The sequence below is a fragment of the Paenibacillus sp. PK3_47 genome, assembly GCF_023520895.1.
Classification (GTDB): Bacteria; Bacillota; Bacilli; order Paenibacillales; family Paenibacillaceae; genus Paenibacillus_AQ.
Map to the genome: position 1 here is coordinate 3,330,684 of NZ_CP026029.1, position 20,952 is coordinate 3,351,635.

A 20,952-nucleotide genomic window follows, 5' to 3' on the forward strand; every position below is an offset into this window, starting at 1 on the left:
CTGCGGCTTTTTTGCTGTTCCGGAAGTCTTGGTGATCCGGGAGTAACGGGGCTTAAATGCCAATGAATCTGCAGGAAGCAGATGAATGTAAGTAAAATTATGGCGCATAGGAGTTGCCGGCCCGGGGGATAATGGGTTCAAAAGCTGCGATGGGAGTGAGTGCTGTGCATAACACTGACGCTGCGGGGAACGGCAGTTCCAAGGTCTCCGGCCTATCTTTATCCAGGCCTCTGAATACCTCACTCGATGAGACGTTGGCTTTAGTCCGCGGGATATTCAGAAATGACGGTACGCTCAAAGTGCGTTTCATAGAGAATACCCATGATATGCGGATCCGCTGCGGGCTGATCTATGTGGAGGGAATGATTGACCAGGAGCTTGTCCAGAACGGGGTGATCGGGCCTGTAATGGCCTGGGAATTCAAGGAGGAAGAGAAGCTGGATTGTACCGTTCTGATGGAGAAAATCCGCAAGCAGATCATCACGGTCAGCGAGGTTACGCATACTTCCAGCCTGACCGAGCTTGTCACAGCAATCGTAGGAGGCCAGGCCGTATTTCTGCTGGACGGCTATGCCGGTGCACTTCAGGTAAGTGTCCAAGGCTGGGAGACCCGGGCGATAGAAGAGCCCACGACGGAAAAAACCGTACGCGGACCTCGGGAGGGCTTCAACGAATCTCTGCTGGTTAATCTGACGCTTATCCGGCGCAGAGTGCTGAACCCGGATTTGAAGTTTGTATTCAGCGAAATCGGCACCCGCTCCAAGACACAGACTTGTATCTGTTATATGGAAAGCCTCGCTTCCCCGGATATTCTTAAGGAGCTTCAGGAGCGGCTTGGCCGGGTGGACATTGACCATCTGCTTGATACAGGTTATCTGGCTGAACTGGTCCGGGATGAGCCATACTCCCCGTTCGATATGATCGGCAGTACAGAACGTCCGGATTCAGTGGTCAGCAAGTTGATGGAAGGCCGTATTGCCGTACTGATTGAAGGAACCCCGTTTGCCCTTACGCTGCCCTATGTTTTTGTAGAGAATTTTCAATCGGGTGAGGATTATTATATTAACTACTATTTCGCCTCATTTAACCGTCTTCTGCGGGTTCTCGGCGCATTGATGTCGATCAGTATCCCGGCACTCTATGTAGCGCTGGTTACCTACAGCCAGGAGATGGTTCCGACGCTGCTCCTGCTGAGCATTGCTACGGCCAGGATGTCTGTTCCGTTTCCGACAGTGGTAGAAGCGCTGCTGATGCTGACGATCTTTGAGATTCTGCGGGAGGCCGGAGCGAGAATTCCCGCTTCCATCGGGCAGGCTGTCAGCATCGTAGGTGCGCTTGTATTGGGACAGGCTGCGGTTGATGCCCGGATCGTGAGTGCGCCGATGGTCATTGTCGTAGGGCTCACCGGAATTACCACACTGCTGAATCCCCGGCTGACAGGCCCGCTGATTATAGTAAGGCTGCTGCTGCTTGTCATAACCTTCTTCCTCGGACTCTATGGCTATTTTTTTGGACTGCTGGGACTGGTTATTCATCTGATGAGCCTGCGTTCCTTTGGCGTTCCTTATATGCTTGGCGTAGGTTCCATCCGCCCGCAGGACATCAAGGATACTGCCATCCGTGCTCCCTGGTGGGATATGTATCTGCGGCCGGCAATTATTGGTGTACGCAATATGAGGCGGAAACCGGCCAGGAAGCCGGTTAAACGGCCATGAAGATATTTTCCCGAATGATGCTTCTGCTGTTCTGTGTCACGGGTCTGCCGGGCTTGTCCGGCTGCTGGAATTATACGGAGGTGGATGATATATCAATAGTATCAGGTGTAGCCATCGACAAAGATCCGGAAACCGGAAAGCCGCAGGTCACAGTAGAAATGATTGATACGAAAGGCGGATTGGAACAGAATCAGCCTAACTTCAAAATGCTGAGTCTCTCGGGGGATACCGAGTTTGAAATTGTCCGTGAAATGATTGCCATGACCGGCAAAAAGCTGTTCTGGAGCCATGCCAAAGCGATCATTTTCAGTGAAGAGGTGGCCCGTGACGGCCTGATAAGAGCAATGGACTGGTACAGCAGGGATACGGAGACGCGATCGGATGTATATATTTTTGTAGCCAGCGGGCAAACCGCACGCGGAGTGCTTAACATGAACAGTACAACCGAGGCCATTATGTCCTTTGAACTGGCGCAAATGATGCGGGATGAACAATATGTCGCAAGTGCACCTGTGGTGGAAATATGGGATTTTATCGACAAGCTGGAGACCACCGGCCATAATGCCGTGGCTCCGCTGGTCAGTATTCATGAAGAGAATGGCCAAAAAAATGAACGGGTGAGCGGCACCGCCATTTTTGTGAGGGACCGGATGGTCGGGAAATTAGACGGGGACGAAACGAAAAGCATGCTGTTCGTGAGTAATAAAGTCCGCGGTGGCGTGCTGAAGGTAGACAACAAGCAGGGTGTTCCAAGCTATTCGCTGGAGATATTATCGAACCGGACAAAGGTTCATCCCAAGCTGGCAGACGGCAAAATTGAAATTCAGATCGATACGGTAACAGAGACCGGGCTGGATGAGGTGATGACTCCCGAGGGCCTGAAGGGCAGCGAGAGCATAGAAGCTATAGAGAAACGGGCGGCAGAGGAACTGCAGGAGAATATGCTGTCTGTAATCCATAAGCTGCAGCGGGAATATCATGCGGATATTTTCGGCTTAGGCGAAGTTGTACATGAGAACCTGCCCGGAACCTGGGCCGGCATCAAGGATCATTGGGGCAGGGAATTCAGTACGCTGGATGTGAAGGTAAGCTCCAAGGTCGTGATTAAAAGTACCGCCAAAACTTCAAGAGCGATCAGGCTGGGGGACTGACATGGCGATCTATACTGTGCTTATCTATGCTTTTATTATAGTGGTCGATCCCTACGGTCTGCTGAAGCAGGGGCAAAAACGGGAATTTTACGTATGTTCCGCACTATGCCTGCTCTCCTTCGGCCTGGCCTTTTCGCTGGCGATGCATTGGGAGATCCCGAGTCCCTCCACACCTATTGTGGGCTTTATCAGAAAGCTATTTTAACCTGCAGACCAGAGAGGAGGGGCGCAGTATGGGCAAAGAGATTATTCCGGCAGGACAGTCCATCAGTATTACAGTTCTGTTTATTACCGGGACCTCACTGTTTATGGGGGTGGCCGGAGAATCCGGCAACAGTAATTGGATCGCGCTGATTTTTGCTGTTCTGCTGTCAGTCCCTCTTATGCTCATCTATGCGAGACTGCACCGGCTGTATCCCGGCAAGGATCTGTTCGATATGCTGCTTGCTGTATTTGGCGGAATTTTCGGCCGGGTGCTGTGCTGTCTGTACATCTGGTATGCTGTGCATATAGGAGCACTTGTACTGCGCAACTTCGGAGAGTTCAGCAGAACAGTGGCGCTTACCTCCACGCCGATGCTTGCCCCGATGCTGGTCATCGGCCTCCTGTGCGTCTGGGTAGTGAATGCGGGTATCGAGGTGCTTGGGCGCAGCGCCAAATTTTTGCTCCTGTTCACTCTGGCTATAACTGCAGTTATACAAATCCTTGCCGTTCCCAAATATGAATACCATCATTTGAAGCCGCTGCTGGAAAACGGATGGGGGCCTGTTCTGTCGGATACTGCCGGTATATTTACCTTTCCGTTTGCTGAAATTGTAATTTTCCTGGGGGCATTCGGCGCGCTTCCGCCAAAAGGCTCGGCCAAGCGTGTGCTCTTAAGCGGGCTTCTCATTTCCGGAGTGATCATGATTGCGATCTCCTTGCGGAATTTGCTTATGCTGGGGCCGGATATTTTATCCGGGCTGTATTTCCCCTCCTATGTTGCTGTCAGCAGAATCAATATTGGCGATTTTCTGACCAGAATAGAAGGCTCGTCAGCGATCATCTTTGTAACAGCACTGTTTGTAAAGGTAAGCGTATGTTTGTATGCAGCCAGCCGCGGAATAGCCACAGTGTTCAAGCTGAAGAGCTACCGCTCCGTCGTCCTGCAGACAGGCCTTATCATGGTTTATCTGGCGGAGTTCATCTACCAGGATATTATGCAGATGCAGTATTTTTCCTACCATATCTATAAAATCTATGCTCTTCCTTTTCAGGTAATAATCCCTGTATTGTTATGGATTGTGGCAGAGGTTATTCGCTATAATGATAGGCAGAGAGAAACGGGGAACGTCCCCGGGAGCTGAGGAGTGCTGCATATTGAATACCTATATTCTTATTTATGACGGGTTTGTACAGTTTGAGGTTGTGCTGGCGGCCTATTTCATGAAAACTAAAAGTGAAGTTTACACTCTAGGACTGGAAAAAAGGCCCTTCGATTCCTGCGAGGGATTCTCTACGAATCCTGCGAAAGTTATTGGGGAGCTGGATACGGGTGCTGTGGACGTGCTTGTTATTCCCGGAGGAGATACTGCGGAGTTGGCCAGGAATGAGAAACTGCTGGAACTGGTCCGCAGGCTGAACGCTGCCGGTACAACGATTGCCGCGATTTGCGGCGGGGTTGAGGTCTTGAAGGCTGCAGGTGTCCTGGAAGGTAAAAGATATGCTGGGAACCCCGCAGAAGCAGTATCTGCAGGCACTTCAGTACAGGATAATGCTGTCGTGGACGGGAACATTCTGACGGCTCTGCCGAACGGGTATGTCGATTTTGCGCTTGAGCTTGGCAGAATGATGAATATTTATAAAGACGGGGACGATCTGCAGGAGACCATAGATTTTTTCAAATACTTCAAGGCAGTCTAGAAACGTAGTGGGAAAAGGAGAAGCATCATGAGTGTATCAAGTATCGTAATGACCTCACACTGGGGCAGGGAAGTCAGACATAAGTACATCACCCAGGGGGCGAAGACACTGGCTGTTGTCTTTCCGGGCAAAAATTATTCCGCTGAGCGCTCGCTTCTGGATTATGCGGCCAAGCTGGCCAGGGAGTACGGCTGTGATCTTTTATTGCTGGAATACGGCTATCAGAGCGCACGCACGGATTTTAAACGGGAAGAGATCGACATTGTTGTCGGGGAATGCAAGGCGGCGATCGACTCGCTTCCTGAATATGACGGACTGCTGTTCATCAGCAAAAGTCTGGGTACAGTAATCGCCGGCAGGGTTGCCGCAGAAAATGATCTTCAGCAGAAGACCTCTCATCTGTATTTGACGCCTATAGCTGATACGCTTCCGTGGATCCGCCAGAGCCGGGGGACTATTATTTACGGAGGCAGCGATCCCTTGTTCACTGAACAGCACTCTGCCGGGATCAAAGGGTTGAAGAATCTCAGGGTCTACCGGATCGATGATGCCAATCATTTGCTTGAAGTAGGCAGCGTCAACGAGTCGCTGGCCGTGCTGCTGGTGATTATTAACTTTTACCATGAATTTTTCCGTGACGCGCTTGGCTGATTTTTATTAGAATTCTATAATCATAGTTTGCATTTCATAATTATCTGGGAGTGAACGCAATGATTCTGGAAGCTGCGATGCTGCACATAAAACCGGGCCTTACCGCCCAGTTCGAGGAGAGCTTCAGGCAGGCCTCCACGCTGATTTCATCCATAGACGGTTATCTGGGGCATGAGCTTCAGCACTGCCTTGAGGATGACCACAAATACCTGCTGCTGGTGAAATGGCGCAGCCTGGAGGATCACACCGTAGGATTCAGGGAATCCGCGCAATATCAGGAATGGAAAGCTCTTCTTCATAAGTACTACAGCCCGTTTCCGGTAGTCGAACATTTTACCAGCGTGAGTCTGGGCTAAACGGGAGGGTAAGACATGCAGGGAAAGCGGATTGGAGAAGGCCGGACTGCTGAGGTCTGGGAATATGGGGAAGGAGCCATATTAAAGCTGTACCGGGAGGACATCCCCGGGGAACATGTAGACAGGGAATATACGATTAGCAGTTATGCTTATGCACAGGGAGTACATACGCCGCGTCCGCTTGATCTAATTACAGTAGAGGGCCGGAAAGGCATAGTGTTTGAACATATTGCAGGTAAAACAATGCTGAGAATGATTGGCGAGCAGCCGTGGCAGACCGGAGATTTTGCCAGACAGCTGGCAGTTCAGCATTACAGTCTGCACAGACATGCGGGGCCGGATGGGGAAGGAAGGCAAAAGTCGCTGCTGAGACAGCAAATTATCGCTGCTCCTATGCTTACGATGGAAGAGAAGTCAGCTGTACTGGATCATCTGGTCAAGCTTCCGGAAGGGGACTGTCTATGCCATGGGGATTTTCACCCTGATAATGTGCTTGGAGATGGAGCGGGCTGGATTATTGACTGGATGACCGGGATCTCAGGCAGTCCGGCTGCAGATACGGCGCGGTCTGTTATTCTCCTCAGTATGGGAAGCATGCCTCCGGGGACACCATTTCTCACCAGACTGATTACAAGCTTTATACGGCAAAAGCTGTGCAAGGGCTACATCCGCGAGTATCTGAAGCTTTCAGGCCAATCGTATGCCGACATCACAGCCTGGGTCCTGCCCGTAGCCGCCGCCCGGCTGATCGAAGGGGTTCCGCTTGCCGAGAAGGAGCAGCTCGCCCGCGAAGTCCGCAGACGCCTGCGGTCTGCAGGGTTTCGTACATAACTGTATTTACGTTGAACCGGTAAAGGACGGTATTCAGGGCGTTTAAGCAGTAAGGCTTAAGCAGCCAGTTCATTAAGCAGCAGAGAGAGTTTATTCATTCGCCAGTAGTGTGCTTAGCGTGCTTAGCTGCTGTAGAACTTAGAGTGCTGCAGAGCTTAGTTGGATTTTCTCCATTTAAACCTGTCCTTTTTCATCACATATGATCTTTAGTTGGAAATGCTCCAGTTATTTCGGCGGATAAAGGCAATTGGAGACTAATCCAGCAGATTTAACAGGAGTTTTTCCAATAAAAACTGTAATAACGGTATTTATCAGAGAATTAGACGGAGAATTTCCACTTAGCTTGATCTGCTGCATGTTCCCTTAGACAATCTTCTCATGTAGACAACTGAATAGCTTATTCCTTAAGCCCCGTGAATCTGGGGGCTTTTTTTGTTGCTGCCGGGAGCTGCGGCCTGATTCATTCAGCAAACATTCAGCCAGGCTTCATTACCTGTTAAGGTACCGGTGCAATAATATTTTTACGGCAAGGGTTACTACCTGGGGGATGAGCACTGCCGAAATGAAAGATGGATGAGGGAGTGGGGAGAATGAGCTGGATGAAAAGGCTGGGCTCTGATGTTGTACTGTTATTGATTCTGCTGCTTGCGGCATTTCTGTACGGCTACGGAATCTGGAATGATCAATATGTGAATACGTACTATACAACCGCGGTAGGAAGCATGCTGGAGAATTTCCATAATTTCTTCTTCGCATCGCTGGATTCGGCCGGCTCGGTGACGGTAGACAAGCCGCCGGTAACGTTCTGGATTCAGAGCTTGAGCGCGTACCTGTTCGGCCTGCATGGCTGGAGCGTGATCCTGCCGCAGGTGCTTGCCGGAGCCGGCTCGGTGCTGCTCGTATATCTGCTGGTGAAGCCGGCCTTCGGCAGAACACCGGCACGGCTGGCTGCGCTAACGATGGCGCTTACTCCGGTAGCAGCAGCGGTCAGCCGTACGAACAATATCGATGCCATGCTGGTGTTCACGCTGCTGCTTGCCGCCTGGTTTCTGTTCAGGGGAACCAGAAACCATAAAACCGGCAGCCTTCTCGCCGCTTTCGGGCTGATTGGCGTAGCCTTTAACGAGAAGATGCTTCAGGCTTATATGGTTCTGCCGGCCTTTTATCTTTTCTATGTGATCGCTGCCAAAGTGAACTGGAAGAAAAAGACCGGTGTACTCGCAGCCGGCACCGCCGTAATGCTGGCAGTCTCGCTTTCCTGGGCCGTTATTGTCGACTCCATACCAGCCAGCCAACGTCCGTATATAGGCAGCAGCGGCACTAACTCTGTGCTTAACCTGGCCTTCGGCTATAACGGTGTATCCCGTTTGACCGGGGACCGCAGCACCGGCGGCGGCGGCGGAATGCCGGGCGGCGGAGCCGGAATGTTTGGCGGCGGGCAAGGGATGCCTTCATGGAATGGCGGCGGTGAAATGCCGGCCATGAACGGGACGGACGGCCGGGGCGCGACCGGTGCTGACGGCCGGGGGATGCCTCCGGGGCAGGACGGAGGATCGTCCTCCGGAACGCCCGCAGCTCCTGATGGCAGCATGCAGGAACAGCAGCCGCCAGGCAGAGCTGACGGCAGCAGCATGCAAGGCCAGGCGCCCGAAGGCAGAGCTGATGGCGGAGGCCGGCAGTTCGGCGGCTTCGGCGGCGAGGGCGGCCGCGGCATGGATGGAGGCGGAGGCGGCATGTTCAATACCGGCACGGCCGGTCCGCTGCGCCTGTTCCAGTCCGAGCTCTCCGGTCAAGCCAGCTGGCTGCTGCCGTTCGTATTGTTCGGCTGCATCGCGATTTTTGCCGGACTGCGCAGAAGGAACTTTACACAGCAGCATAAAGAAGCGTTATTCTGGCTGGCCTGGCTGGTGCCGGTTATGGGGTTCTTCAGCATCGCCGGGTTCTTCCACCAGTATTACCTGATTATGATGGCGCCGGCAGTGGCGGCATTGACCGGGGCAGGCTGGCTGAAGCTCTGGAATGAATACCGGGAGCGTTCAGGCTGGCTGTCCTGGCTGCTGCCGCCGGCAGTTCTGGCCACAGCCGCGTTTCAGTGGTACATCCTTCATCCGTATGACGATACGATTGGCAGCGGCTGGTCCACCGGTGTTCTGGCTGCGGGAGCCGCTGTGACACTGCTGCTGATTGCACTGCGGCTGCCGAAGGGACAGAAGCCGTTCACCCGCGCCGCGGCTGTTCTTGGACTGCTGGTGCTGCTGATCGGACCGCTCTACTGGTCCTTTACGCCGATTACCTACGGGCTCAACAGCATGACCCCGGCAGCGGGACCTGACAGCAATGATGGCCCCGGTGGCGGAGGCGGTAGAGACAATACCACAGGCGTTGATGAAAGTCTGCTCTCCTATCTGAAAGAGCATAATACCGGCGAAAAATACCTGTTCGCCGCTATGGATTACGGAACAGCCGGACCTTATATCATTGACGAACGCGAATCCGTCGTTATTCTAAACGGGTTCAACAGTTCAGATATGCCATATACCACAGACACGCTGCAGGCGCTTGTTGAGAGCGGGAAGGTGAAATATTTCCTCGTCACCAGCGGAGGTATGGGCGGCGGACGAGGCGGAGGCAGTTCAGAAATCGCGGAATGGATTACAGAGAACGGTACAGAGGTGCCCGCCGCAGAGTGGCAGGGAACAGAATCAGGCTTTAACGGCGGAACCTTATATGAGGTTATTCTGGACTGACAGTTACTAAGGCGGCATGACACGAAGCGCGCTCCGTAAGCCATAGGCTTTTGGCCTAAGCGCGCTTCATTATTACAATTCAAGGAGGAGCTGCTCATGAGTTCCAAAGTGCGCTATTCCATAATTATACCGATGTTCAACGAAGAGGCGGTTATCCAGGAGACCTACCGGCGGATCAAAAAAGTGATGGGGGTTACAGGCGAGGCATACGAGCTGCTCTTCGTCAATGACGGCAGCACCGACAACTGTGCACAGATGATTGAGGAGTACAGCTACTGGGATGAAAGTGTGAAGCTGATCGATCTCAGCCGTAATTTCGGGCACCAGATTGCAATTACCGCCGGCATGGATTATGCACTTGGCGATGCGGTGGTCATTATTGATGCTGATCTGCAGGACCCGCCGGAGCTGATTCTGGATATGATCACAGAGTGGAAAAAAGGCTACGAAGTCGTCTACGCCAAACGTATCAAGCGGCGCGGGGAATCCCTGTTCAAAAAATGGACAGCGAGCGCCTTCTACAGAATCCTGCGTTATTCGACAGATATCTCGATCCCGGTGGACACCGGTGATTTCCGGCTGGTGGACCGCAAGGTATGTGACGAGTTGAAGCGTCTGCCGGAAAAAAACCGTTTTGTCCGCGGACTGGTCAGCTGGGTCGGCTTCCGCCAGAAGGCGATCGAGTATGAGCGGGATGAACGGCTCGCCGGAGAGACCAAATACCCGCTGAAGCGCATGATCAAGCTGTCCCTGGACGGCATTACTTCATTTTCTTACAAGCCGCTGAAGCTGGCGGGATACCTCGGAGGTGTGCTGTCCGCATCCGGCTTTCTGTACCTTATGTATGTGCTCTACCTGGCGCTTTTTACGGACTCGGCGGTTAAAGGATGGGCGTCGATGATCGGCATTACTTTGGTATTTAACGGGTTTGTTCTCATTATGCTGGGCATTCTGGGCGAGTATGTCGGCCGGATTTATGACGAGACCAAAGGGCGTCCGCTGTATGTAGTTCAAGAGTTCTATGGCGGAAAAAAGCAGCAGGCCGTGCGTGAGCGGAAGTTAGCCCATCTGAATAAATAACAACGTGAGGGATGATCTCCCCTATCAGTGGAAGAAAAGCGGTGAAAAAGATCTGATCAGAAAAACATTGCAGAAGCTGCTCCGCAGGACCGTGGTTATGAGCCGCGTATCTGTTAAGGGGCAGCTTTTTTTGCGGGGAAGACGTCTGCGAAGATAGGAATTGCCTCGGCGATATGTTGGGCTGCTGCGGAGGTTAATGAAAGAGCCGATCGTCTGCGAAAAACCGGGTACAATGTGCTGCCACACGAGGGTGAAAGAGCCAAATATACACGAAAAACCGAGTACAATGTGCTGCCTCGAGGGCCAGCAGTTGGTCAATTTGATGCAGCTTTGGTCTACGGCCTGCGACCCGCAAAAAACTCCGGAGAACCGCCCGCCAGGCCGTTCTCCGGAGTATGTAAATTACAGATTAGGCTTTCAGCAGGTCATGATCCACATATCTTGCGCCGTTCAGTTCGCTGATAATATTAATGGCGACTTTCGCACCGTCTCCGGCTGTGATAATGGCGTGTACACTGACACCGGCAACCGTTCCTGCCGCCCAGATGCCTTCAACATTGGTTTTGCCTTCCGGAGTTACGGCTACTACGGTTTTGATTCTCGGCTCGGTGCCGTCCTTGGTTTCCACTCCGGCTTTGGCCGCCAGATCGGTCAGGACGCCTGTAGCGAGAATGACATGCTTGGCTTCATACGACGCGCCGCTTTCGGTTTCAATAACGAATCCTTCACTGCCGGAGGCCAGGTTAACCGCCTGATCGCTCACAAGCTCGGCTCCGAATTTAACAGCCTGCTTATGCCCGGTCTCCACGAGGTCAGGGCCTCCGATTTCAGAGATTCCGTAATAGTTCTCATACCAGCCTCTGCGGGTCATCCCTTTGTCGTTGTCGATCAGCAGTGTTTTTTTGCCTGCCTTGGCGGCGAACAGGGCTGCGCTTGCACCGGCCGGGCCGGCGCCGATTACGGCGATTTCATACATAGTGTTTAACCTCCTGAAAGTGAATTGGGCTCAGCCTTCTGCAATTGCTGCATACACAAAATAGCGGAGAAAGCATAGGCCTGCATATCTATTAATTATACCGCCCATTACAGTGAATTGGCTAATCCTGGAGGCAGGGGAGAACCACCATGAAGGACGTGCCTTCTCCCGGTGTACTCTCCACGCTGATATTCCCGCTATGAGCCTCGACAATGGATTTTGTTATCGAAAGGCCAAGGCCTGAGCCGCCGTATTTGCGGGTACGGGAGGAATCACTGCGGTAAAATCTGTCGAATACATGCGGCAGATGGTCTGCAGAGATTCCGGAACCGTTATCCCTTACCGTCAGCTGTGCCTCCGTTCCACTGGCATGCAAAGACAGGTGGACTGCTCCTTGCCCGGCATCCGTATGCTGTACGGCATTGCTGAACAGATTCAGAATAACCTGTTTGAGCTTGTCAGGATCATACATGCCGCTTATGCCGTAGGAAATGTCAAAGGTTACCTTCCGGTTTCCGGCCAGCATCTGCAGCTGCGGCTGCATCTCGTCAATTACTTCCCCCAGGAGCAGTGGCCTCAGCCTCAGCTGCGGCGCGCCGTCCATCCTGGCCAGCAGCAGCAGATCCTCCACCAGCTTGTTGATCCGTTTCGACTCTCCATGCATGCTGTTAAGCGCGCTGTAGAGCTGCTCTTTATTATCGGCTGCTCCGCGCAGCAGCACCTCCAGAAATCCGTGTATGGAAGTCAGCGGTGTCCGCAGCTCATGGGAAGCATCCGCGGCAAAGCGGCGCATCTGCTCTTTGGCTTCACGCTCATTATGAAAGGAGATCTCCAGCCGCTCCAGCATGCCGTTAAAAGAATGGGAGAGCATATCGATCTCCGTCTGCCCCTGGTTAACAGGAAACCGTACATCAAGCTTGCCGGCATCAATACGCTGGGCCGCTTCCCCCATATTGGAGAGCGGAACCAGCGTCTTGCGCAGCGCAGGCAGATACAGAAACAGGCCGGCCAGCAGCGCAGTGAGGGATAAGGCAGCAAATATAAGCAGCTGCCGCAGGATTACATCTTTCAGCGGCCCCGTCCCCACACTCATCTGCAGGAGCATCCGGGCTTCGCCCGGTCTTGCCAAATTCATGAATACAGCCAGATGCTGGCTGCCGTCCTCGGCATTGATAAGCTTGTAATCTCCGGTCACTTTGTCCGAGCTACGCTTCAGCAGCTCGTTATAGCTCCCGTTGTCCATTCTGGGAGCAGCGGAATCGGAGAGTGTATCCTCCTGCAAATCCTTGAAGGTACCGTCTGCGCTGTAGACGGCAATCGTTGTGTGGGCATCGAGCAGGAGCGGGCGTCTGCCTTCGCTAGTCCGCCAGTTTCCCGGACTGCCGCCCTGTGATCCCTTGCCGAAGCTGCCGGATCCCTGTTCCTCCAGCCCCAGTCCAGGGGTATCCGTACCCGGGGGCCCGGCATTGCCGGAATACAGGGCATAAAAAAACTCCCGCGGCACCGAACGCAGCTGGGTCTCCATGGACTCAGCCCGGTTGCTGTAGATAAAGTTGCGCATCAGCACATACTGCAGTACCCCGATTAACAGAAGCAGTACAGACAGGATAATCAGCGAAGTAGCGAGCAGCTGCTTGCGCAGCGAACGCGGTGCCGGAATTTTTTTGAAAAAGGAGATCATACCAGATCCACCCGGTACCCTGCCCCGCGCAGCGTGCGGATAATCCGGTGATCCTTATCGCCCAGTTTTTCGCGCAGGGAGCGGATGTAGACCTCTACAATATTCTCCTCACCGCCAAAATCATAGCCCCACACCTTGTCGAGGATCATCGGCTTGCTCAGTACCAGGCCATGATTGATCACCATGTATTGCAGCAGCTCGTACTCCGTAGGAGACAGCTCCAGCACCTCGTCCTTGTGGCGGATTTCCTTCCGTCTGCCGTCGATACGGAAAGGCCCGCAGCGCACCTCGCCGAGCAGTCCCGGAAACTGGTTGCGCAGCCGCGCCTGGATCCGGGCCAGCAGCTCTTCAAAGCTGAACGGCTTGACCATATAATCGTCAGCACCGATGGACAGCCCCTTCACCCGGTCATCAACCTCGTCCTTGGCCGTGAGCATAATAACCGCAATTTCAGTCTCCTCCGACCGGAGGTAACGGCAGAGCTCAAACCCGTCCATACCCGGCATCATTACATCCAGAATGGCGACATGGGGCTTGAAATCGGCAGCAACGGCAATAGCGCCGGCACCGTCGGGGGCAGTTCTTACTTCAAATCCTTCATTGATCAGGCCCAGTTCCAGGAACTGGAGTATATGAGGCTCGTCATCCACGAGCAGCAGGCGCACACCTTGGGCAGCTTTCATCTCTAATTTCCTCCATTTTAAATAAAGATAGCAGTATTATGACACACCAAATTGAAGATTTGCTGAAGATTACTGGTAAAGAACAAAAAACAGATTAAAAATCGCAGTTCATGGTTAATCATTAGGGTTAATTTAATTATACGGAATGTTAATGTCATTAATAAGGAATATAGTTAGAAATTAAAGTTTTTGGAACGCAATAAAGGGTTTTGACGGCGGATATAGAACATTCTACAATAAGGATATCTCCGGTTGCCGGGAGCCGTCTCGGCTGCTCCGGAAGCTTATCCCGTTTCTCGTGAATTCCCCGTTTATTACCCTTGTCTAATTTCCTATCAAGCTCATTTCTTTCATTTTTATTCTTTCTGGTTTACTTCTTTCCTGTATTTCTATTTTGGGTCCAAACCGCAATGTACATTATTCATTCAACCTAATTGATTACATGCTTTAACACCCATAAGTCAAGGAGGCTCTTCCATGAAGAAAAAAGAGATGGTAGCCATGCTATTGGCGGGAGGCCAAGGGAAAAGGTTGAAAGGATTGACCAAATCGCTCGCCAAGCCCGCAGTTTATTTTGGAGGGACGTACCGCATTATAGATTTCCCCCTGAGTAATTGCTCCAATTCAGGTATCGATACAGTTGGCGTGCTGACGCAATATGAGCCGCTTGTGCTGCATTCATACATCGGGGTAGGCAGTGACTGGGATTTGAACCGCAAGAACGGCGGAGTGTATGTGCTGCCGCCGCACGAACGGGAGAACGGAAGCAGCTGGTACCGGGGAACGGCCGATGCTATTTACCGCAATCTTAAATTTGTAGATCAATTTGATCCGGAGCATGTGCTGATCCTCTCCGGCGACCACATTTACAAGATGGACTATAACGCAATGCTCAAATACCATAAAGAAAGAAACGCCGACTGCACGATCTCGGTCATCGACGTTCCGCTCGAGGAAGCCAGCAGGTTCGGTATACTTAATACGGAAGAAGACCTGAAGATTTACGAATTTGACGAGAAACCTGCCAAACCGAAGAGTACACTGGCTTCCATGGGCGTCTATATTTTCAAGTGGGAAGTTCTGCGCAAGCATCTCCTGGAGGACGGGGAGAACGGAAAATCCACCCATGACTTCGGCAAGGACATTATTCCGATGATGCTGGAAGACGGCAACTCCCTTTATGCTTATCCGTTTGAAGGCTATTGGAGGGATGTGGGTACGGTAACCAGCCTCTGGGAGGCCAACATGGACCTGCTGAGCGATACCCCACCGCTGAACCTGAATGATCCGGACTGGCGCATCTTTACCCGCAACCCGAACCAGCCTGCGCAGTATGTGGCCCCTGAAGCGAAGGTCTCAAGCTGCATTATTAACGAAGGCTGCATCGTGAAGGGCGAAGTGAAGCATTCGGTGCTCTTTTACGGAGTAGAGGTTGGTGAAGGCAGTGTGATTACCGACTCTGTTATTATGCCCAAGGTGAAGATTGGCAAGAATGTAAGAATTCACAAAGCCATTATCAGTGAAAATACAGTCATCGAGGATTATATGGAGATCGGGGTCGAACGCGAGAATGAGGATGAAATTCTGCTCATCGACAACCGCAGCAAGAAACGTAAATCAGTTGCAGCCAAAACCATATAACCTAAAGGACGGTGACCGTGATGAAAGAGCTTCTGGGCGTAATTAACCTTGACCATGAACTGGACAAATTAAATGAATTGACATATTTCCGCTGCGGTGCAGCCGTGCCTTTTGCCAGCCGTTACCGGCTGATCGATTTCGTACTGTCGAATATGATGCGGGCGGAGCTGGAGAGCGTAGGGCTGTTCGTCCGCCGCAAATACCGTTCACTGATGGACCATCTCGGAGACGGCAAGTCCTGGGATATGAACCGCAAGCACGGGGGCCTGTTCATTTTGCCGCCTGACTGGAACGATCCGACGGATACGTCGCTTGGCGATCTGCAGCATTTTCACAACAATCTGGATTTCTTCAAGCGGGCCTCGGCCAAATACATCGTGTTCTCGGGCAGCCAGCATATCAACAGCGTTGATTTTCAGGAGGTCTTCAAGTACCATCTGAGCAAGGGAGCCGACGTAACGCTTGTCTACAAGAAGACGGATGAGCTTCAGCCGGAGCATGACCCTTGCCTGCGGGTTGAGGTGGACGAAGACAACAATGTGACGAATATCCATCATGAGAAGGATCATCCGAATGTGTACCTGGACATTTTCATTATGGAGAAAAAGCTCTTTCTGGAGCAGGTGGAGTTCTGCATTGCGCATGGCGAAAGCTATTTTTTCCGTGATGCGATCCAGAAGAACCGCCACAAGTTCAAAATTGCCGCTTATGAATATACTGGCTATCATGCTGTCATCAACTCGCTGGAGAGCTACTACAAGAACAGCCTTGCGCTGCTGAAGCAGGAGAATTATTTTGGCCTGTTCAAGGAGAACCCGGTTCAGACCAAGATCAAATATGAAGCTCCTACGCGTTATCTCGACAGTGCCGAGGTCAGCAACTCTCTGGTCGCCAACGGCTGCATCATTGCCGGAACGGTGGAGAACAGCGTGATTTTCCGGGGGGTACAGATTCGTAAAGGCGCGAAGATTGTGAACTCCGTCATCATGCAGAAGTGTATAATAGAAGAGAACGCTGTAATTGAAAATGTCATCATGGATAAAGATGTGCATCTAAGCAAAGACCGGATTCTCGTCGGGGACAGCAAACGTCCGTTTGTCATTGCCAAGAGCAGCAAAATATAAACCACTGGATCAGGTGGACTGCGCATTTTCCGGCAGCCTGTCTGGTCCAGCGCTGTTACTGAGACCCCGGCTTATCAAAAAATGCATTTGTCAGGAGGAACCCGCTGTTGTTCAACGATAAAGAAACCTTTAAACAAGTGTTCCGCGAAACACTCATCGGGAAATTGGGCAAACCGCTGGAAGAAGCTTCGAATGCTGATGTCTACAACATTTTAGGCAACATGATCCGCGAGAATGCGGGCAGGAATTGGGCTGATACCAATCAGAAGTATAAATCCGACAAGAACAAGCAGGTCTATTACTTCTCCATGGAGTTTCTGATCGGCCGGCTGCTTGGCAATAATCTGCTCAATATGGGCGTACTGGAGGTTGTGCGCCAGGGCCTGGAGGAGCTCGGATTCTGTCTGCTCGATATTGAAGAGGAGGAGGCGGATGCGGGACTCGGCAACGGCGGTCTCGGACGGCTGGCAGCCTGTTTCCTGGACTCTCTGGCTTCTCTGCAATATGCGGGCCATGGCTGCGGCATCCGTTACAAATACGGCTTGTTTGAGCAAAAGATCGTGGACGGGTATCAGGTTGAACTGCCGGATTACTGGCTGCAGAACGATAATGTATGGGAAGTACGGCGCGAAGACAAACAGGTAGAGGTACGGTTCTGGGGGCATGTGGAGACCCGCCAGGAGAACGGCGAGCTGGTCTTTGAACATAAGGACTATGAAGCGGTACGTGCGGTTCCGTACGATATTCCGGTTATTGGTGCGGACCGCAGGCATGTGAACACGCTGCGCAACTGGAGTGCCGAATCGATCACCCGGCCTTCGCGGATTTCCGGCTCTCTGGCCGGAACCGATTATCACAAGTTTCTGGATTACAAACGTTCGGTAGAATCCATCTCGGAATTCCTGTATCCGGATGATTCCCAGTATGAAGGCAAGCTGCTCCGGCTTAAACAGCAGTATTTCCTGTGCAGCGCCGGGCTGCAGAGCATTCTGCGCACCTACAGCAAGCTGGGGCTGCCGATTGAACAGCTGCCTGATAAGGTCGCGCTGCATATTAATGATACCCACCCGACACTGGTAATTCCTGAGCTGATGCGGCTGCTGATGGATGTTCACGGCCTCGGCTGGGATACGGCCTGGAGCATGACCACACGGATGGTGTCCTATACCAATCATACGATCCTTAGTGAAGCCCTGGAAAAATGGCCGCTCGGCATGGTCAGAGAGCTGCTGCCGCGCATTTTCCTGATCATCGAAGAGATCAATGCCCGCTTCTGCGGTGAACTGATGGGCAAATATCCGGGCGACCAGAACCGGATTAACCAGATGGCGATCATCCATGATGATCAGGTGCGTATGGCCCATCTGGCGATTGTGGCCAGCCATAGTGTCAACGGTGTAGCAGCACTGCACACGGAAATTCTGCAAAAGCGTGAAATGCGGCTGTTCAATGAGATGTATCCGCACCGGTTTAACAATAAGACTAACGGCATTACCCACCGCCGGTGGCTGCAGCATGCCAATCCGGAGCTTGCCGGGCTGATTAACGAATCGATCGGCACCCGCTGGGCTCATCATCCGCAGGAGATGATCGGTCTGATCAAATACTGTGAGGATTCTGCCTTCCAGGAGCAGGTGGCTGCGATCAAACGCCGCAACAAGCTGCGTCTCGCGGAATACATCAGTAAAAAGCATGGGGTTCAGGTCGATCCGGATTCCATCTTCGATGTGCAGGTCAAGCGGCTGCATGCCTACAAGCGCCAGCTGCTGAATATTCTGCATATCATGCATTTGTATAACCAGCTTAAGGATAATCCGTCTATGGATATGGTGCCGCGCACCTTTATATTTGGTGCCAAGGCGGCTCCAAGCTATCATCTGGCCAAACGGATCATCAAGCTGATCAACACGGTGGCTGACGTAGTCAACAAAGACCCGGATATCAAGGGCAAGATCCGCATCTTCTTCCTGGAGAATTACTCGGTATCCCTGGCCGAGAAGATCATTCCGGCAGCCGATGTGAGCGAACAGATCTCTACAGCAAGCAAGGAAGCCTCCGGTACGGGGAATATGAAATTTATGATGAACGGTGCGCTGACAATCGGCACCATGGACGGGGCCAATGTAGAGATGCATGAGATGGTCGGCGACAACAACATGTTCCTGTTCGGGCTGCGGGCAGAACAGGTCATGGATTATTACCAGTATGGCGGCTATCACGCCCGTGATATCTACAACGGCGACGGACGGGTGAAGGAGGTGCTGGATCAGCTGGTTACTCCGGGACCGCTCTGCTGCAACTCCCAGGAGTTCCATTCCCTTTACCAGTCACTGCTGGAGCATAATGATGAATTCTTCGTACTGAAGGATTTCGCGAGCTATGTCGAGACCCATGTGAAGATTGATCTCGCCTACCGCAATCCCAAGGAATGGCTGAAAAAGTCGATCATCAATATCGGCCACTCCGGCAAATTTTCAAGTGATAATACCATTGCCCGGTATGCTTCCGAGATCTGGAACATCCAGCCGGTGCACGTATAAGTCTATATTTAAGCCCGGGAGAGCTGTAAGGCTGCTCCGCCGCACGCCAAAAAAGCCGCCGGATCCGCAGAGTAACCTGCGGGTCCGGCGGCTTTTTGCTTACTGCCCGGCCAAGGGCTTAGATCACTTCGGCAACCATTGCGGCGAACCGTTCCAGGAACCGGCGCTCTTCATCATCGAAACGGTGCTTGAGCGGACTGTCGATATCCAGCACACCCAGCAGCCGGTCATCCTTGATCAGAGGAACGACGATTTCACTGTTGGAGGCGGCATCGCAGGCAATGTGTCCGGGGAAGGCATGGACATCATCCACAACGAGTGTACGGCGCTCAGCGGCAGACGTTCCGCATACACCGCGGCCCAGCGGAATGCGGATGCATGCCGGCAGCCCCTGGAAAGGACCAAGGACAAGTTCCTTGCCGTCAAATAAGTAGAATCCGGCCCAGTTTGTATCCGGAAGTGAGAATTTAAGCAGTGCCGAAGCATTAGCCAGATTGGCAATAGCGTTCGGTTCACCTTCCATAAGTGCCGCGAGCTGGGTTAGAACAGCCTCAAACCGCTCACTGCGTGTTCCATCGTACGGCATAGCCTGAAACATGTAACATCACCTTCCTGTACCCTAAATCGGTATGAAAATACTTCTGTAACTAACAACATAGTACAGCAAACCTCGCTGCGTCAAGCTTTACCGTTATTTTGCAGGAGCACCAATTCATATATGAACTGGAATGCCCCCATGTTTCCGGGAAGCCTCTGGAGGGTAATGCTTTTATAGCTTTTATATAACGAAGGCTATTGGCCGGAAGGAGTGGAGTATGCGCGCTGACGTACAGAACTTGTTCATAGGAATCCATATGCTTTATTTTGCACATGAGAGAGACCTGACGTTATCGGAAATGCAGCCGGAGCTTGAGAATTTGGGATACCGGGTAGCGGAACGTGAAGTGAAGCAGGAACTCGAACGGCTTGCACAGGAGAACTTCCTGTCAGCCCATGGAGATGCGTTCAGCATTACCGGCACGGGAATTGAAGAGTTCAAGGCGATTCAAGAGAAGCTCCAGGTGCTGTGCACCGAGGTGCTGAAGCCAGCCGCAGCAGCTAAGGCCTAGGGATGATGCCCGGCTTGTGCTGACGTCACTTTATGACAGCAGCTTTTGAAATAGAACAATAACCAGTGTCTGCATCCGGGAAGATCTAATCCGGTGCAGGCGTTTTTTTTATAGAGCAGAAAATGAATTGTCAGTTTTTAGTTAAGGAATAGATTACATATGATGTATACTTGTAAAGATGAAAGGGGACGAGCACGCTTGTATGTGAGCAATGGAGTGGCACCTGTATTGGGCGGACATAGAGTAGAGCTGCGCGGGATGCAGCCGCGGGATGCGGATGCGCTGTTCCCCGTTTGGACTCATCCGCGGGTTGCGCCGTGGCTGAATGCTCCGCCGCTGTCTTCTGCCGGAGATGCGCAGCAGCTCATTGGACTGCTGCTGCAAATGGCTCAGGAAGAGGAAAGCCTGCGCTGGAGCATCACCCTGCCGGGAGCCGGAGTTATCGGAAGCTGCGGCTATAACTATTGGCAGCTGGCCGGCGCCTACCGGGGGGAAATCGGCTGCGAGCTGGCGCCGGCTTACTGGGGGCAGGGATATATGACGGAAGCGCTTGAGCTTGCGCTTGGATTTGGTTTTGGGGTCATGGGGCTTAACCGGATCGAGGCATTATGCCATCCGGACAATATCCGGGCCGGGAAGCTGTTTCAGGGCCTGGGCTTCCGGCAGGAGGGGCTGCTGCGCCAGTACCGACATACCGCAGAGGGATTTCAGGATGTTGTTCTATATGCCCTGCTGCGCGGTGAGAGAGCCCAGGATAATACATAG

Annotated in this window: 19 protein-coding genes; 15 read left to right on the plus strand and 4 right to left on the minus strand. The window is 52.4% G+C overall.

Annotation, left to right across the window (positions count from 1 at the left end):
- Positions 1–164: 164 nt before the first annotated feature.
- The 10 genes from C2I18_RS14915 to C2I18_RS14960 all read left to right on the plus strand — a co-directional run bounded on the left by C2I18_RS14915 (position 165) and on the right by C2I18_RS14960 (position 10,433).
- The gene (locus C2I18_RS14915) at positions 165–1,715 is read left to right on the plus strand and encodes a spore germination protein (protein ID WP_249901918.1); all 1,551 of its coding nucleotides are present in this window, start codon (positions 165–167) and stop codon (positions 1,713–1,715) included.
- Positions 1,712–2,866, plus strand: a complete 1,155-nt coding sequence (locus C2I18_RS14920) for a Ger(x)C family spore germination protein (RefSeq protein WP_249901919.1) — start codon at positions 1,712–1,714, stop codon at positions 2,864–2,866. Before C2I18_RS14915 ends, C2I18_RS14920 begins: the two co-directional genes overlap by 4 nt.
- A gap of 1 nt (position 2,867) precedes the next feature.
- Positions 2,868–3,071, plus strand: a complete 204-nt coding sequence (locus tag C2I18_RS14925) for a hypothetical protein (RefSeq protein WP_249901920.1) — start codon at positions 2,868–2,870, stop codon at positions 3,069–3,071.
- Between the two features lie 28 nt (positions 3,072–3,099).
- A complete protein-coding gene (locus tag C2I18_RS14930) occupies positions 3,100–4,212 on the plus strand; it encodes a GerAB/ArcD/ProY family transporter (RefSeq protein ID WP_249901921.1) in 1,113 nt (370 codons plus the stop codon).
- Between the two features lie 13 nt (positions 4,213–4,225).
- Positions 4,226–4,768, plus strand: coding sequence for a DJ-1/PfpI family protein (locus C2I18_RS14935; RefSeq protein ID WP_249901922.1), 543 nt, complete (start codon positions 4,226–4,228; stop codon positions 4,766–4,768).
- A gap of 27 nt (positions 4,769–4,795) precedes the next feature.
- Entirely contained in the window at positions 4,796–5,419 is a 624-nt protein-coding gene (locus C2I18_RS14940) for a hypothetical protein (RefSeq protein WP_249901923.1), read from the plus strand.
- Positions 5,420–5,478: 59 nt separating this feature from the next.
- Positions 5,479–5,775 carry an antibiotic biosynthesis monooxygenase family protein gene (locus C2I18_RS14945; protein WP_249901924.1) on the plus strand — a complete coding sequence of 99 codons (297 nt, stop codon included), beginning with the start codon at positions 5,479–5,481 and terminating at the stop codon, positions 5,773–5,775.
- Between the two features lie 15 nt (positions 5,776–5,790).
- On the plus strand, positions 5,791–6,606 hold the full coding sequence (locus C2I18_RS14950) for a phosphotransferase family protein (RefSeq protein WP_249901925.1): 816 nt from the start codon (positions 5,791–5,793) through the stop codon (positions 6,604–6,606).
- A 590-nt stretch (positions 6,607–7,196) separates the two neighbouring features.
- Entirely contained in the window at positions 7,197–9,353 is a 2,157-nt protein-coding gene (locus C2I18_RS14955) for a glycosyltransferase family 39 protein (RefSeq protein WP_249901926.1), read from the plus strand.
- 96 nt (positions 9,354–9,449) lie between these two features.
- Positions 9,450–10,433, plus strand: a complete 984-nt coding sequence (locus C2I18_RS14960) for a glycosyltransferase family 2 protein (protein WP_249901927.1) — start codon at positions 9,450–9,452, stop codon at positions 10,431–10,433.
- A gap of 409 nt (positions 10,434–10,842) precedes the next feature.
- Here the strand turns inward: C2I18_RS14960 and C2I18_RS14965 are convergent, their stop codons facing one another.
- From C2I18_RS14965 to C2I18_RS14975, 3 genes are all read right to left on the minus strand, one after another.
- On the minus strand, positions 10,843–11,409 hold the full coding sequence (locus tag C2I18_RS14965) for an FAD-dependent oxidoreductase (protein ID WP_249901928.1): 567 nt from the start codon (positions 11,407–11,409) through the stop codon (positions 10,843–10,845).
- Between the two features lie 121 nt (positions 11,410–11,530).
- Positions 11,531–13,090: a sensor histidine kinase gene (locus tag C2I18_RS14970; RefSeq protein ID WP_249901929.1), complete on the minus strand. Its 1,560-nt coding sequence runs from the start codon at positions 13,088–13,090 to the stop codon at positions 11,531–11,533.
- Positions 13,087–13,773 carry a response regulator transcription factor gene (locus tag C2I18_RS14975; RefSeq protein WP_249901930.1) on the minus strand — a complete coding sequence of 229 codons (687 nt, stop codon included), beginning with the start codon at positions 13,771–13,773 and terminating at the stop codon, positions 13,087–13,089. Before C2I18_RS14975 ends, C2I18_RS14970 begins: the two co-directional genes overlap by 4 nt.
- A gap of 477 nt (positions 13,774–14,250) precedes the next feature.
- Between C2I18_RS14975 and C2I18_RS14980 the strand changes: the two genes are divergently transcribed.
- The 3 genes from C2I18_RS14980 to C2I18_RS14990 all read left to right on the plus strand — a co-directional run bounded on the left by C2I18_RS14980 (position 14,251) and on the right by C2I18_RS14990 (position 19,078).
- On the plus strand, positions 14,251–15,414 hold the full coding sequence (locus tag C2I18_RS14980) for a glucose-1-phosphate adenylyltransferase (protein WP_249901931.1): 1,164 nt from the start codon (positions 14,251–14,253) through the stop codon (positions 15,412–15,414).
- A 20-nt stretch (positions 15,415–15,434) separates the two neighbouring features.
- The gene (glgD, locus tag C2I18_RS14985) at positions 15,435–16,538 is read left to right on the plus strand and encodes a glucose-1-phosphate adenylyltransferase subunit GlgD (RefSeq protein WP_249901932.1); all 1,104 of its coding nucleotides are present in this window, start codon (positions 15,435–15,437) and stop codon (positions 16,536–16,538) included.
- A 107-nt stretch (positions 16,539–16,645) separates the two neighbouring features.
- Positions 16,646–19,078, plus strand: a complete 2,433-nt coding sequence (locus tag C2I18_RS14990) for a glycogen/starch/alpha-glucan phosphorylase (RefSeq protein ID WP_249901933.1) — start codon at positions 16,646–16,648, stop codon at positions 19,076–19,078.
- A 118-nt stretch (positions 19,079–19,196) separates the two neighbouring features.
- Here the strand turns inward: C2I18_RS14990 and C2I18_RS14995 are convergent, their stop codons facing one another.
- Positions 19,197–19,676: a GAF domain-containing protein gene (locus C2I18_RS14995; RefSeq protein WP_249901934.1), complete on the minus strand. Its 480-nt coding sequence runs from the start codon at positions 19,674–19,676 to the stop codon at positions 19,197–19,199.
- A gap of 217 nt (positions 19,677–19,893) precedes the next feature.
- Here C2I18_RS14995 and C2I18_RS15000 point away from each other — a divergent pair, with 217 nt between their 5' ends.
- Together C2I18_RS15000 and C2I18_RS15005 are read left to right on the plus strand one after the other, a co-directional pair.
- Positions 19,894–20,187 (plus strand): hypothetical protein, encoded by a 294-nt coding sequence (locus C2I18_RS15000; protein ID WP_249901935.1) that lies wholly within the window; start codon positions 19,894–19,896, stop codon positions 20,185–20,187.
- A gap of 216 nt (positions 20,188–20,403) precedes the next feature.
- Positions 20,404–20,952 (plus strand): GNAT family N-acetyltransferase, encoded by a 549-nt coding sequence (locus tag C2I18_RS15005; protein WP_249901936.1) that lies wholly within the window; start codon positions 20,404–20,406, stop codon positions 20,950–20,952.

Bases quoted from the DNA above. Each gene is read 5' to 3' on its own strand.
- C2I18_RS14970 (WP_249901929.1), bottom strand. From the start codon at position 13,090: ATGATCTCCTTTTTCAAAAAAATTCCGGCACCGCGTTCGCTGCGCAAG.
- C2I18_RS14965 (WP_249901928.1), bottom strand. From the start codon at position 11,409: ATGTATGAAATCGCCGTAATCGGCGCCGGCCCGGCCGGTGCAAGCGCA.
- C2I18_RS14945 (WP_249901924.1), top strand. From the start codon at position 5,479: ATGATTCTGGAAGCTGCGATGCTGCACATAAAACCGGGCCTTACCGCC.
- C2I18_RS14995 (WP_249901934.1), bottom strand. From the start codon at position 19,676: ATGTTTCAGGCTATGCCGTACGATGGAACACGCAGTGAGCGGTTTGAG.
- C2I18_RS14920 (WP_249901919.1), top strand. From the start codon at position 1,712: ATGAAGATATTTTCCCGAATGATGCTTCTGCTGTTCTGTGTCACGGGT.
- C2I18_RS14925 (WP_249901920.1), top strand. From the start codon at position 2,868: ATGGCGATCTATACTGTGCTTATCTATGCTTTTATTATAGTGGTCGAT.
- C2I18_RS14955 (WP_249901926.1), top strand. From the start codon at position 7,197: ATGAGCTGGATGAAAAGGCTGGGCTCTGATGTTGTACTGTTATTGATT.
- C2I18_RS14950 (WP_249901925.1), top strand. From the start codon at position 5,791: ATGCAGGGAAAGCGGATTGGAGAAGGCCGGACTGCTGAGGTCTGGGAA.
- glgD (WP_249901932.1), top strand. From the start codon at position 15,435: ATGAAAGAGCTTCTGGGCGTAATTAACCTTGACCATGAACTGGACAAA.
- C2I18_RS14960 (WP_249901927.1), top strand. From the start codon at position 9,450: ATGAGTTCCAAAGTGCGCTATTCCATAATTATACCGATGTTCAACGAA.
- C2I18_RS14930 (WP_249901921.1), top strand. From the start codon at position 3,100: ATGGGCAAAGAGATTATTCCGGCAGGACAGTCCATCAGTATTACAGTT.
- C2I18_RS14975 (WP_249901930.1), bottom strand. From the start codon at position 13,773: ATGAAAGCTGCCCAAGGTGTGCGCCTGCTGCTCGTGGATGACGAGCCT.
- C2I18_RS15000 (WP_249901935.1), top strand. From the start codon at position 19,894: ATGCGCGCTGACGTACAGAACTTGTTCATAGGAATCCATATGCTTTAT.
- C2I18_RS14980 (WP_249901931.1), top strand. From the start codon at position 14,251: ATGAAGAAAAAAGAGATGGTAGCCATGCTATTGGCGGGAGGCCAAGGG.
- C2I18_RS14940 (WP_249901923.1), top strand. From the start codon at position 4,796: ATGAGTGTATCAAGTATCGTAATGACCTCACACTGGGGCAGGGAAGTC.